Here is a 13886-nt window from a genome sequence, read left to right as displayed (position 1 = left end):
ACTTTTGATAATTCATTTGTAACAAAAAATGTAATTTCTAACGATATTATTGAGTATTTTAGCATATTCAAAAAACCACAAAAAACTATGAAAGGATTATATATGCTGCTTTTTTCAGCGTTAGCTTTTACCACTACCCAAGCTCAGAATAAATTTAATTTATTGATAGGGACATACACTAATACTTGCCAGAGCAACGGAATTTATGTTTATGAATTTGATGCGACTTCAGGCGAATTTAAGTTTAAAAATTCTTCAGAAAATGTGATAAGTCCGAGCTATTTATCGGTTTCTGCAGATAATAAGTTTATTTATGCTGTAAATGAAAATGGTGATCAAAGTGCGGTTAGTGCTTTTGGATATAATTCAAAATTAGGAAAAGTTACTTTCTTAAATACTAATAAAGCGCTAGGAGCTGACCCTTGTCATTTGATAAATGATGATAAAAACGTTATTGTCGCCAATTATTCCGGGGGTAATATTGTAGTTTTTAAGAAAAAACCTGATGGAAGTATTACTGAAGTACAGCAGGTAATTCAGCATGAAGGAAAAGGAGTAAATGTAGCACGTCAGGAAAAAGCACACGTACATATGGTTGTTTTTTCTCCGGATAAAAAATTCGTTTTATCAAATGATTTAGGTTTAGATAAAGTGTTTATTTATAAATATAATCCTGGTTCTAAAAACGAAATGCTGACATTAAAAGGAAGTGTAGATGTAAAACCTGGAAGTGGTCCAAGACATTTGACGTTTAGTAAAGATGGGAAATTTGTATATCTAATTCAGGAATTAGATGCAACGCTGACAACTTTTAGTTATAATAAAAATGGAAGCTTAAAAAAGGTTGCTGAAACGAGTATTCTTGCAAAAGATTTTAAAGGCGGAACAGGTGCAGCAGCAATCAAAATTTCACCTGACGGAAAATTTTTATACGTAACAGACAGAGTAGATGCGAACAATATTTCAGTTTACAAGATTCTTAAAAACGGAAGTATTGAATTGGTAGAACAAGAAAGCACTCTAGGGAAAGGCCCAAGAGATTTTGCGATTGACCCAACAGGAAATTATCTTTTAGTAGGACATCAATACACCAACAATATAGTGATCTTTAAAAGAGATAAAGCTACTGGGAAACTTACAGATACCGGTAAAAAAATCGAATTATGTTCGCCGGTTGGCCTTGTGTTTACTAAAATATAGTTGGAAAAGATGCTAAGATTCTAAGCAACTAAGACACTAAGATAAAAGGCTCAAAAATGCAAAATTTAATTATGCATTTTTGAGCCTTTATTATTTAAACTTAGAATCTTAGTTGCTTAGAATCTTAGCAACTTAAAAGATCTTACTTGTCCTTATCTTTTCTCTTCTTATCTCTTGTTTTCAACATATTTCGATTGACAGATCCGTGGGTTTTCTTTTTTGTTTTAGAAGGTCCTCCTAAATTGACTTTCTTATTCTTTTTATCTTTTTCATGAAAAGCACCATCACCTTTTAGTGTTTGTTTTTTCATTAAAAACTTAATCGGTTGTTTGTCTTTTTCCGGTTCAATTAGTTTTAATGAAATTTCAACTTCTTCAGGGAATTCAGCTATTTCAAGTTCCTGATTCATTAAAACTTCTACTTCTACTTTAAATTCTTCTTCACGAGGCGTGATAAAACTGATTGCAGTTCCTGTAGCATCTGCACGACCTGTACGACCAATTCTGTGCATGTACAATTCAGGAAATTCAGGAAGTTCAAAGTTGATAACGTGAGAGATATTAGAAATATCCAAACCTCTGGCCATAATATCGGTGGTAATCAATCCACGTAAATTTCCTTCCTGGAATTCAGCCATGGTGCTCAAACGGTAATTTTGAGATTTATTAGAGTGAATTACACCAAACTGACCTTCAAAATCTTGTTCAATACGCGTGTGAAGCATATCTGAAATCTTTTTATTATTCACAAAAACCAAAACACGTTCCATGCTTTCGTTCGTTTCTAATAAATGTTTTAAGAGATTTACTTTTGTATTGAAATTTGGGACGTTATATGTAATTTGAGTAATGTTTTCAAGCGGAGTTCCGGAAGCGGCAAGTGTTACTTCTTCCGGGAAATCAAAAAAGTCATTTAATACGGCATCAACTTCGTCTGTCATTGTTGCAGAGAATAAGATGTTTTGACGTTTTGTTTTCATCATTGCCAAAAGCGCTGTCAATTGTGTACGGAAACCAAGATTTAGCATTTCGTCAAACTCATCAATAACTAATTTTTGAGTTTCGTCAAAACGAATTACAGCATCAAGAGCCAAATCCATTGTTCTACCAGGCGTTCCTACCAAAATATCAACTCCTTCGTAAACAGCTTTTTTTTGTGTATTGATGTTTACTCCACCAAAAATACCAAGCGTACTAACCGACATGTATTTGGTTAGTTTCTCGACTTCTTCTACAACCTGAACAACTAATTCACGAGTTGGAACCAGAATTACAATTTTAGGCGTATTGGTTGGGGTAAATTTGTATAATTTTAAAAGAGGCAATAAATAAGCAAATGTTTTACCGGTTCCGGTTTGCGCAATTCCCATCATATCACGGCCAGACATAATCACAGAAAAAGATTTTTCCTGAATAGGAGTAGGCGTAACAAATCCTAATTCGTCGATTGCTTTTTGTACTGATTTTGGAAGATTGAATTTTTCGAAAGTGCTCATTTGCATTAAATTTTGTGCAAAGATAGCTATAAATAGCTGAAAAATTGATGTCTCTTAGAAATTACGACAGTTTGGGGCATTCGTATTTCTCAAAATTAGACTTTAAATTGCTATAAAAATCGTTTAATTCGCAATAAAAGCTCGTTTGGATTAAATGGTTTAGCAATAAAATCATCGACACCCAATTGAAATGCTTCTTCAACTGTATTTTCTTCCTCCCCAAGTGAAGAGAGTGCAATTACCCGAATACTTTTAAAATTTTTCTTAATATCACTAATAATTTCTAATCCTGACTTGAGTGGAATAGTTATCGTAGTAATAACCAAATCAGGCATAATTATCGGAATTCTCTCCAACGCACTAATACCATCTTTTGCAATACTTATTTTGTAACCTTCCCTTTTTAGAATAAATTTTAGAATTTCGATAGTCATTTCATCATTATCGATAATTAGAATTTTTTTGTCGCTATTATTCATCTCCCTGGCATTTATTTTTTATATAATTCTATCTCATCAATCATTACCATTGGTTTTTTGTTTTTTCGTTTTCTCCAATTGGGTATTTCTGTTTGGGGTTTAATAACTATTTTGATTTTTATAAAGCTACTGAATTTTTCATTGAGAATTTCCCATGATTTTGTTGTAATTTGATCACTTTCAGTTAAATTATCACAATTTTTTTCTTGTAAAAGCTTCCATTTTTGATTTTCGTAGCCGTAAATGATTATTTTTTTTGGAATAAAAATCCAATGTCTCTGATCATCCAGGAAATTTAATTTTAAGGTATTAAAGTCTAGTTTTTTTGTTTCTATTTCAAATGAAGGTTCCGTTCCATACCATCCAATCCAGTTGATATTGAAATCTTTATATCCTCTGGTGCCATCAACTAAGCCAAAACTTCCTTTTCCTTTAAAATCGCCTGAAGGTTCTGTTATAAAATTCACTTTCAAATCTTCTCCCAGATGAGTGGTGGTGTTTTTACAGATTTCCAACCATTCTTTATAATAATTATCCGGCGAAAGACCTCCTTCGCTCAATTCATAAATTCCAAATTCATTGCAGGATTTTGTAAATTTCAAAACTCTTTCCGTTAATCCTTTTTTTACTTCTTTTTCTCCTTTACTATTTACGACAAAAATTCCATGTTGGTTTTTTCCGTAAAATTTAGATTGTTCGAAAAACACATATTCCAAAGCTAAACGTAGTTTTTGAACTCTGGAATTTAAGGTTTTATCTTCTTCAACTGCCGACCGTGCCTTTTCGAGCAATTGATCATACTGATTCATGGCTTCCGGAGTTAAAAAGGTGTTTCTGGCCTGAACCGGACCAGAATAAATATCTAGATAAGCATTGCTTTTGCTCTGATTTTCAGTTAAAAGAGTCAAGTAGTCTCCCACAAATGGCGCGGCTTTTCCATAAAATCCTCGTAAAAAATCGGCAGTTACCGCTTTACTATCAATATTAGTATCCCAAAGTAATTTGGCAAGAAGATATTGTCTTAATTCTGAAAAATCCCCCGGAATATCTGAATATCCCTGAGCGAATATTCCCTTTACTTTATTCTTTTTAAAGAGTTTATAGTTGCTTTGAAAAGGTTCCAAATTTGGAAATGGCGACATATAATTAGAAAACTGAACGGTATAATCCCAAAGAAATAGATGTGGAGATGTAACGCTCCAGTTTTCTAATGTTTTGACAAAGGAAGCTGAGTTTTGAGCTGTAATTGCTTTTCCGCGATTCAATTCAATTGGACAAAAAATAGTGTAAATATTGGATTCTATTTTTAAGTTAACCGGTGGTTTTAAAGTATGTAGATAGGCCAGTGTTGTGATTTTTGTTTTTGGAAAATGTTTAGCAATTTTATTCAGAAAATAATAGAAGGAACCTTGTGAGCCTCCATATTTTTCATTCAGTTTTCTACATTCTGTGCATTCGCAATACACCACATCATCATTTTGGCTAACCGAATAAAATTGAGCATTTGGTGTATCTGCAATAATTTTGGTCATTTTTTTCTCGATCAAATCGACTACAGTGTCGTTAGTCATGCATAAAGATTCTCCATTTCTTTTTCCTTCATACAAAGCAAAAAGTTTTGGATTGGTTTTGAAATATTCTTTTGGAGGAACCAGAACGCTAAAAGAATGTCCCCAAATACCAAAATCATCCACTTGCCAATCCAATTTATGCCACTCTCTAAAATCTTCATCATAGCAATCTGGATAAAAAAGTGCCCTGTAATCAAATGAAGGCTGATAGATTTTTTTTGTGTTTTTTAAAAATGCCAGCTGTTCAACTTTTGGTATATAAGTTTCAGTGGAAGTGAATTTTCGAAACTCCCAAATTTCAAGTAAAGTATAGACAGCATAACGAAGGTACTTCGGATTTTGAGCAATTAAATAAATCGATTTTGAATCACTTTTGATGATAAATTCGTTTGGTTTTAATTTTTCAAGATTCGAAATTTCTAAGATTATTGCTGATAAATCTTCTTCTTTCTTATTTTCAGAGATATTATCAAATGGTTTTGAAAAAGCCTTATCGAGATATTTTTTTAAAAGTAATGCAGCACTCTGACTATCTTCAGACTTTGAAATAATACTGTTTTTATTAGATATAATTATTTCGGATTGTGCTATCATGGTGTAACTAAATAAGAAAAAAAAGATTTGGGGTACATAAAGGTGAAACTTCTTTTTCATACTATTTAAAATTTATATTGCAATAAAAAAGCAAAGTCAAGCTCAGATTGAAATTTATTCTCTGTATATTCTTGTTCATTATCTGTGATGAGAATTCCAAAGATATAATGGCTTTTGATCATTTTAAAAAAACCGGCGCTTAATCGATAGGAACGTAACGACATTCTTGTTTTATATTCTGCAGATCTTGTTCTGTCGTCGGGCGAAGTTCCGTAACCAGCAATAAGCGTTACATAATCATATTTTGTTTTATAATAATATCTGGAGGTCAGGGTAAAAGATGTGCCGTCTTCCTGAATGTAAGATCTTAGATTTACCCAATAAGAACCAAAGTATTTTCCGATTCCAACATTCAGTGTTTTTAAATTACTCTTATCCTGCATTTCAATATAACGTGCTCCTAAATCAGCTTCCCAGCCTTTGTTAAAAGCATGAAAATAGGAATATCCTAATCTCCACTCAGGAAAAGCAGCATCTTGACTGTAAGCAGCATCAATATAATGATAGTTGTTTTTTTTAGCAAAAAGATAGGATTCTGCCTCAAACTGAAGACCGCTTGACATAACAGAACTCGAAGATAATCTTTGGGCATAACTAACTCTTCCTATTAAACTTCCCCACAAACGTTGTCTAACATAATCGACGCTTGCTAAATGCCATGGTCCAACTCCGTCGCGATCAATTGTTGTTATATTATAGTAAACTCCAATTCTGTCAAAGTTTACTTTTGAATATAAAATGTAAAGACGTTGCTCTGTTTCTGGATCATTTGGGAATTTTGCCCTAATAGATTTTAAGTATTTTTCTTCGTTTGCACTATCATTTTGCAAAGAATAAATAGCAATTCTTCTAAGGCGAAAAGGTCTGCTTTCAGGATAAAGTTCGATAGCTTTATGGGTTAGAATTAAGCCTTCATCGTATTTTTTTTCTTCAATATCTAAATTAATAAGATATAGAAAAGCATCTTCATACCCAGGGTTTTTATCAATTACATAGTTGTAATAATATCTCGCGCTGTCTTTTACTTTGCTTAAATCATAATTTCGCCCCAACTCTAAATGAAAATCCAGATAATCAGGGGCTAATTTTTTGCCTAATAAAGCTCGCTGAATATTGAGTCTATAATCAGGATTATTGGTTTTCATATCTTTAACAATAACAGTCAAAAGACTATCTGTATCGATTTTTTTCTGCGCCCTTAGATTTTGATTGAAAAATAGAAACAAACAAAAAAACAGTTTGGCTATATGTATAATATTGTTTTTCATTTTGAATTATTTTTTAACTGGTTTTTCATAACCTTTGCGCACCATTACACCCCATTTTTGTTCTTTTTGTGAAAAGAAATACCAATAACCCTTTAACGATGCATAGACATTAACGGGATGATATACAAAAGGTTCAATAATTGCCATTCCAACCAATACCAGTAATTCTTTGTAATTCGCATAACTCTTATATAATATTTCATCAATCAAAATAGAAATTATTGTTATAGAGAGATAAAACAAATAAACTATTGTGCTTATTATTAAAAGATATTGAAAATCTACCAAACCAAATACGAGACTTGCAACTAAAGTTATCACGCCTAAAAATTCTATAATGGGAACTAAAAATTCAAAACTGAAAAAGAAAGGCAGAACCATAAAAGCTGTTCTTCCGTATTTTGGATTTAAAAACATTTTTCTATGCAAATAAAGCGTTTGTATCAATCCTCTTGCCCAACGAATTCTTTGTCTTAAAAATACTTCTTTTGTACTCGGAACTTCTGTCCAGCAAAGTGATTCCGGAATATATTGAATTAAAAATTTTTCATTGGTATCATGCATATATTTCCTCATGCGGGTAACGAGCTCCATATCTTCTCCTAAAGATTTATGCCAATAACCTCCGGCTTTTATAACGATATCTTTGTCAAACATTCCTAAGCCTCCGGAAACAAGGAGAAGGCCGTTTATCTGACTCCACGCCATTCTGCCAAATAAAAAAGATCTTACATATTCTAATTCCTGAAAGCGTGGATACCATTCCTTTGGATAATGAACTTTAAATAAAAAACCTTCTTTTATTTCGCACGAATTTGAAATCCTTATTCCGGCACCGGTTGCAATAACTCTTATTTCATTTTCCATAAAAGGTTTTGCCAGTTTTAAAATAGTATCACTTTTTAAGATACAATCAACATCCGTACATAAAAATAGTGGGTATTGTGACGAATTTATGCCAGCATTTGAAGCATCAGCCTTACTTTTACCGTTCATTTTATCTACAACCAGTAATTTTGAGTAAACAGGATTTTTTGATCTGTAATGACCTCTCACAGGTTGTGTGATAATTTTTTCCTGGTAATAAAAATCAATTTTTACCAAATCAAATTCGGTTATCAGTTTTTCGAGCGTATCATCGGTACTTCCATCGTTTACAATGATAATTTCGAATTTTGGATACGTTAAGGAAAGTAATGATTTAACATTGTATACAATATTTACACCTTCATTAAAAGCTGGTGCTACAACCGAAACTCCTAAAATATGGTTAGAACGAAGCAGCACTTCTTCTTCGAGATATTTTTGATATTTTAAATGTTTTATTATCGCCCAATAAGATAAGATTGATAAAAAAATATAAAACAAAATATAGCCAAGAGAAAAGATGGTTACAAAAATATCATAACCTCGAATCAGATAAGATAGAATATCATGTATCATAGTTCTAATTTTCTGTTATGATTAATCATTTTTTGTGTGTCTGAATCCTGTTTTCCTAATGTATTTAGTGCCTCACGATCTAAATTATCTAAAGAACAGACCATTTTTAATTTTAAATCTTTTATTTCCTGCTTCGGAATTTCATTTTTCAGAAAATCGATCGTTTTTTCGGAACCGATTGCGGCCAAAGCTTCAAGCATTTCCAATTGAATTTCGATAGATTCGTTATAAAACAAAGACAGCATTTCGTCCTCTGCTTCTTCTAAAAAAAGATCCTGGATGGCTGTAATTACATCAATTTTCAAGGCCTTATCTTCATGATGTAATAGTTTTATTATTTCTGCCGATTTATTTCTGTAATTATAGAAAACCATCGTCATCACTGCTAATTTTAAAACCAGTGGATCTTCAGATTGAATCCAAAGATCCAAATGTGCTGGCTGTTGGATTTTTTCCCTGTGTAAAACGTCCATTACTTTTATAGTTGCAATGATTGTACGTTTAATAGAAACTTTACCAACTGCTTTCCAGTCGCCTTTCGAGAGGGCTAAATAAGCAATATTTACATTAGACCGAATGACCGTGTTGGGATGAAATAAATATTTTTTTAAAAGTGAAATCCCAGGTTTATAACCTAAGGCCTGAAAATGACGGATTCCTTCGTATTTTTTATATTTTCTAAAGTCACGAATTAAACTGGCAGAATAATGGTTTAGGTCAAGCTCTTTATAAATTAAAAGAATGTTCTTGGCAGTTTTGCCTTTTAAATTGCTTTTCATTCTGATCATATCTTCAATAAGCATTTCTTTACACCATGCTTTACTGATTGGAATTTCAGATTTAAATTTGGCAATTTTATGTTTCAGCGTATTTTTATCAGGTGCAGAAAGGGTAATTTCAGTCAGAAAGATTTCTGATTTTCGAATAATTCTGTGTTTATAAGGCAGGGTGTATTGATAGTAGATTCTTTTGAATATTAAAACGACTATTAAAGACAGGCTGATAACAAAAAAAAATGGAATGACGAAATGCTTTATATACTCTATAAGTTTTTCCATACAGTATAAGTTTGTACTGTAATATTACGAAAAAAAAAGTTATAAAGCTAATTTAAAACAGCATGCTTTGTAGTTAAAATCCTTCAAAAACTCCTAAGCCAAAAAGTGCAAAGTCGTATTTTACAGGATCTTGCGAATCCATTTCACGAAGTTTGAAATCCAATTCGGCGAGCGCTTTTCCGTCATTTTGTTTTCGTGAAAGAATGCCTAATTTTCGTGCTACATTTCCGGAGTGAACATCTAGCGGACAAGATAAGGAAGCAGGAGAAATAGTTTTCCAGATTCCTAAATCGACACCTTTTGTGTCCTGACGAATCATCCAGCGCAAATACATGTTGATTCTTTTTGCGGCCGAATTATTTAACGGATCTGAAATGTGTTTTTGAGTCCGCGGTAAATGATCAATTTCGAAAAATAGCTTTTTGAATTCGTGAATGCTTTTCTGCAGGCTATTTTCTTCCTGATTTTTAGCAAATACAGCCTCTAAGCCATTGTGATTTTTATAAATATGCTGTAATCCTTTTATGAATCCGCCAAAATCTTTTCCGTTGAAAGTACGATGAACAAAGCTTTCCAATCGTTCCAAATCTTCATGAGAATGTGACATGACGAAATCGTATGGTGTATTGCCCATTAATTCCATCATTTGATGTGAATTTTTGATAATCATTTTACGATTTCCCCACGCAATTGTCGCACTCAGAAAGCCGGCAATTTCAATATCTTCTTTTTGAGTAAATAAATGCGGAATCTGCACGGGATCGCTTTCAATAAAATCCTGATTATTATATTGAATGACTTTTTCGTCGAGAAATTCTTTGAGTTCTTTTTGATTCATTTGAAATGAAAGTTCTTGTTATTCGAGTGCCCTAGCCCCTGATGGGAGGGAAAATCCTTTTATGCCATTGTTCGGTACAAAAGATCTGGAAGAACAGCAGGAATAGCTTCTAATTACTAATTTGTCCGTCGACCATTATTAATTTTCTATCAGCCATATTAGCCAACTCTTCGTTGTGTGTTACGATGACAAATGTTTGTCCGAATTCGTCCCGAAGCTGGAAGAATAACTGATGTAAATTTTCGGCAGAATGGGTATCTAAATTCCCGGAAGGTTCATCGGCAAAAATAACGTCGGGTTTATTGATTAAAGCTCTGGCAACGGCAACACGTTGTTGTTCACCGCCTGAAAGTTCATTCGGTTTATGATTGATGCGATGTGATAATCCTAAAAAAGTCAATAATTTTTTGGCTTCCGCCTCAGTTTCGGCTGGTTTTTTGCCCGCAATATAAGCCGGAATACACACATTTTCTAAGGCTGTAAATTCTGGTAAAAGCTGGTGAAACTGAAAAATGAAACCTAAATTTAAATTTCTGAATTTTGATAATGTTTTGTCATTCAATCCCAAAATATTTTCTCCATTAATAGTTAACGAAGTCTTGGTTTCTGATTTTGAAGGTTTATCTAAAGTTCCTAAAATCTGTAACAAAGTCGTTTTTCCGGCACCGGAAGCGCCTACAATCGAAACAATTTCGCCTTTTTTAATATGCAGATCAACTCCTTTTAAAACCTCAAGCTGATCGTAGAATTTATGTATATTTTTTGCGTGTATCATTTTAGAAACTGTTTCTACAAAGAAACAAAGATTATGGTTAGAATCAAATTACAATATCTTAAATTCCAAATACCAAGAGATTCTAAATCTAAAATCAAAATAGGTACATTTATTGATATGGGAATTAAACAATAATTTTATTGGAAGAGATAAATTTATTTTAATGAATTCTTTATAAATTTCGAATAATTTTTAAGTAAAACAAAATGCAGGATTTACAGGTAATAAACGAAGAAGATAAGATGCGAAAACTCCTTTTGGGTTTGCTATTGGATGGAATTGGTATGATTTCTTTCAGCATTCCGTTAATTGGTGAATTTTCAGATGTGATTTGGGCACCAGTCGCGGCTTTTGTCATGACCAGAATGTATAAAGGAAGAGTGGGGAAAGTTGCCAGTATTTTGACTTTTGTAGAAGAGATAATTCCGTTTACAGATGTTATTCCGTCGTTTACACTTACGTGGATTTATACCTATTATTTTCAAAAAAGAAATACTGAAATTTAGTTCTTGAAAAGAAATCCGAGGCCCATATTTTTGAGCATTTTCTTTTCGAAATTCCAAAAGAAGCGAAATTGGCCAAAAATGGTTCCAATGGCAACTAATAAAACCTGATAAATAGGGAAGATAATCAACAAACGGATTAAAGTAAACCAACCACCAAAATCTTCTTTGGTAATGCCCAGCCAAACGCAAAAGGGTTTAGAAAGCCACGCAGATGCTGATCCTGTGATAGCAAAAACGATAAGTATAATTATGGCTTGTACATTTGAGGTAATGCCCCAACGTTTCTTTAGTTTATCCATGCTTTATTTAAAACGATTACAAATATAGCAACATTATCTTATTGGAACATACCCGCCAAGCTTTTGTTTGTATGTATTTTGAAAATAAATCATGTAATTGTAAATTAGGTAATTTACTTCGTAACCATAATGAATGCCAGGTCGATAATCAATAGACATTTCGTATAAATTTGGATTATAACGTTGTGGCTGCAATACGCGGCTATTCCATTCTGTTACGTATTGATAATTTTTGTTTTCAAGATAAGACAGCGAATAATAGTTTCTAGGCTGTGCCATTGACGCCAGCCAATAGCTAAAACCATTATCAATAATAATAACTTCATACTCTAAAGAATCATTCGCAATTCGGACAGTATCATTTACTTCAGGATGTTGTTTAGGCGAAGCTGCAGCCACTGCAGTATTTTTTGAAGCCGTAGAACACGCAATGATGGTAAAAATTACGATAAGTATGTAGATTATCTTTTTCATGACCCATTTTTTGAACCTTAAATTTACGAATTAATTTTGAAAAAGACACTAAGTAGCTAAGATGCTAAGCTGCTAAGGTTTTTTTTTAAGACATAAAAAAAGCTGTTAGAAAACAGCTTTTTTATATTTATAAAGTTGAGAGAGCTCAGAACCTTAGTATCTCAGCATCTCAGAACCTTTATTTACTTCTAAACAATCTTCCTATAAATCCTGAAAACCCGCCTTTACTTTTTGCCACAACCATAACATCAGTTACATCAAGTTTCCCATCGGCGTTTTGATCCAGGCCAAATTGAGTTCCGTATTTAGAGATCGTATCCATTATATTTGAGGCTTGTCCGCTGTTTCCTGAAATAGAGCTTATAATATCCGAAATATTAAAACTGCTGTCATTTGGGTCTTTTGCTTTATTTACTAGTGAGCTTAAAATTTGTGGAATCATGCTAGCTGCAACTCCTGAAGAGGCCTCACTGCTTAATCCAAATTTTTCACCAAGGTTTCCACTTAACTGTTGTGTTAATTGCTGTACCACCGGGTTAGAACTGTCTATAGAAGATGTTCCGTTAAATAAACCTGCCAATTGTTCTGCACCGCCTTCTGAAGCTATTTTTTGCAATCCCGAAAATATAGAATTACTAGTTTCGCCAATTACAGCTTCATTATGTTCATTTGGGACAGCAGTGTTGTTTACAACAGCATCGCCTCCGTATTGTTGTACTAATTGTGTTAATTGTTCAAACATGATTTAAAGAATTAGGTTAGATTTATAACTCAAATTTAATCAAAAAAAGAAAGGGATTTATTAAACGACGTTAATAAATCCCTTCTAAATGTTTTATTTGTAGTTAATTAGCTCAACAGAGAAATAATTTGTGATGCTAATTCAGTCCCGATTCTGTCTTGTGCTTCTCCGGTTGCAGCTCCAATGTGTGGAGTCAAAGAAATTTTAGTATGCATTAAAATAGCCATTTCTGGTTTTGGTTCGCTTTCGAAAACGTCTAATCCCGCAAAAGCGACTTTTCCTGAATCCAAAGCTTTTACTAAAGCTACTTCATCAATAACACCTCCACGAGCACAGTTTACGATTCCAACACCATCTTTCATGATCTCAAATTCTTTTTCTCCAATGATGTAACCATCCTGAGCAGGAACGTGCAATGTAATGAAATCAGCTTCTTTAAATAAAGATTCTAATGATTGAGAAACGATAGTTGTAGTGATAGACTGTCCGTCAAAAAACTCCACTTTTACATCAACCTGTGGGATAAAACTATCTGCAGCGATAACTTTCATACCTAAACCAAGCGCCATTTTTGCAGTAGCTTGTCCGATACGTCCGATACCAACGATACCAAGAGTTTTTCCTCTTAATTCAGTTCCGTTTGCGTAAGCTTTTTTCAAACCATCAAAGTTTGAATCTCCTTCAAGAGGCATATTTCTGTTAGAATCATGTAAAAAACGAACACCAGAAAACAAGTGTCCAAATACCAGTTCAGCAACAGATTCTGATGATGAAGCAGGTGTATTAATTACATGGATTCCTTTGCTCTTAGCATAATCAACATCAATATTATCCATGCCAACACCGCCACGTCCAATAATTTTAAGACCAGGACAAGCATCAATAATATCTTTACGAACTTTAGTTGCACTACGCACCAAAACTACGTCTACATTGTTTTCATTCACAAAATTAGCTACTTGTTCCTGAGCTACTTTTGTAGTTATAACTTCAAATCCACCTTTTTCTAAAGCCAGAATTCCACTTTTTGAAATTCCATCATTCGCTAATACTTTCATTTTAGTTTATGTGTTTATTTGGTTAA

14 protein-coding genes are annotated in these 13886 nt (G+C 33.1%); 2 read left to right on the top strand and 12 right to left on the bottom strand.

The window, feature by feature from the left end; translation table 11 throughout:
- The first annotated feature begins 87 nt into the window (after positions 1–87).
- A complete protein-coding gene (locus AC6CH4_RS17510; RefSeq protein ID WP_498105208.1) occupies positions 88–1200 on the top strand; it encodes a lactonase family protein in 1113 nt (370 codons plus the stop codon).
- A 142-nt stretch (positions 1201–1342) separates the two neighbouring features.
- Here AC6CH4_RS17510 and AC6CH4_RS17505 read toward each other — a convergent pair whose 3' ends face one another.
- The 8 genes from AC6CH4_RS17505 to AC6CH4_RS17470 all read right to left on the bottom strand — a co-directional run bounded on the left by AC6CH4_RS17505 (position 1343) and on the right by AC6CH4_RS17470 (position 10781).
- On the bottom strand, positions 1343–2695 hold the full coding sequence (locus AC6CH4_RS17505; RefSeq protein WP_498105206.1) for a DEAD/DEAH box helicase: 1353 nt from the start codon (positions 2693–2695) through the stop codon (positions 1343–1345).
- Positions 2696–2805: 110 nt separating this feature from the next.
- Positions 2806–3174, bottom strand: coding sequence for a response regulator transcription factor (locus AC6CH4_RS17500; RefSeq protein ID WP_498105204.1), 369 nt, complete (start codon positions 3172–3174; stop codon positions 2806–2808).
- An 11-nt stretch (positions 3175–3185) separates the two neighbouring features.
- Positions 3186–5339: a glycoside hydrolase family 20 protein gene (locus tag AC6CH4_RS17495; RefSeq protein WP_498105202.1), complete on the bottom strand. Its 2154-nt coding sequence runs from the start codon at positions 5337–5339 to the stop codon at positions 3186–3188.
- 65 nt (positions 5340–5404) lie between these two features.
- Positions 5405–6667, bottom strand: coding sequence for a YaiO family outer membrane beta-barrel protein (locus AC6CH4_RS17490; protein WP_498105200.1), 1263 nt, complete (start codon positions 6665–6667; stop codon positions 5405–5407).
- A 6-nt stretch (positions 6668–6673) separates the two neighbouring features.
- The gene (locus AC6CH4_RS17485) at positions 6674–8110 is read right to left on the bottom strand and encodes a glycosyltransferase family 2 protein (RefSeq protein WP_498105198.1); all 1437 of its coding nucleotides are present in this window, start codon (positions 8108–8110) and stop codon (positions 6674–6676) included.
- Positions 8107–9168: a HEAT repeat domain-containing protein gene (locus AC6CH4_RS17480; protein ID WP_498105196.1), complete on the bottom strand. Its 1062-nt coding sequence runs from the start codon at positions 9166–9168 to the stop codon at positions 8107–8109. The genes AC6CH4_RS17485 and AC6CH4_RS17480 overlap by 4 nt, the downstream gene beginning before the upstream one ends.
- Positions 9169–9241: 73 nt before the next feature.
- A complete protein-coding gene (locus AC6CH4_RS17475; RefSeq protein WP_498105194.1) occupies positions 9242–10006 on the bottom strand; it encodes a TIGR02757 family protein in 765 nt (254 codons plus the stop codon).
- 109 nt (positions 10007–10115) lie between these two features.
- Positions 10116–10781 (bottom strand): ABC transporter ATP-binding protein, encoded by a 666-nt coding sequence (locus AC6CH4_RS17470; protein ID WP_498105192.1) that lies wholly within the window; start codon positions 10779–10781, stop codon positions 10116–10118.
- Between the two features lie 206 nt (positions 10782–10987).
- Between AC6CH4_RS17470 and AC6CH4_RS17465 the strand changes: the two genes are divergently transcribed.
- Positions 10988–11287: a hypothetical protein gene (locus AC6CH4_RS17465; RefSeq protein ID WP_498105190.1), complete on the top strand. Its 300-nt coding sequence runs from the start codon at positions 10988–10990 to the stop codon at positions 11285–11287.
- Here the strand turns inward: AC6CH4_RS17465 and AC6CH4_RS17460 are convergent.
- The 4 genes from AC6CH4_RS17460 to AC6CH4_RS17445 all read right to left on the bottom strand — a co-directional run bounded on the left by AC6CH4_RS17460 (position 11284) and on the right by AC6CH4_RS17445 (position 13860).
- Complete coding sequence (locus AC6CH4_RS17460) at positions 11284–11586, bottom strand: DUF6787 family protein (RefSeq protein ID WP_375032002.1); 303 nt, start codon at positions 11584–11586, stop codon at positions 11284–11286. The two genes, AC6CH4_RS17465 and AC6CH4_RS17460, sit on opposite strands and share 4 nt — an antisense overlap.
- A 33-nt stretch (positions 11587–11619) precedes the next feature.
- Positions 11620–12060, bottom strand: a complete 441-nt coding sequence (locus AC6CH4_RS17455) for a DUF6146 family protein (protein ID WP_498105188.1) — start codon at positions 12058–12060, stop codon at positions 11620–11622.
- Between the two features lie 178 nt (positions 12061–12238).
- Positions 12239–12802: a DUF937 domain-containing protein gene (locus tag AC6CH4_RS17450; RefSeq protein ID WP_498105186.1), complete on the bottom strand. Its 564-nt coding sequence runs from the start codon at positions 12800–12802 to the stop codon at positions 12239–12241.
- Positions 12803–12909: 107 nt separating this feature from the next.
- Positions 12910–13860: a D-2-hydroxyacid dehydrogenase gene (locus AC6CH4_RS17445; protein ID WP_192185250.1), complete on the bottom strand. Its 951-nt coding sequence runs from the start codon at positions 13858–13860 to the stop codon at positions 12910–12912.
- Positions 13861–13886: the final 26 nt, after the last annotated feature.

This window comes from Flavobacterium sp. GQ95, assembly GCF_059758655.1.
This window is presented reverse-complemented; position numbering and strand designations above follow the sequence as displayed.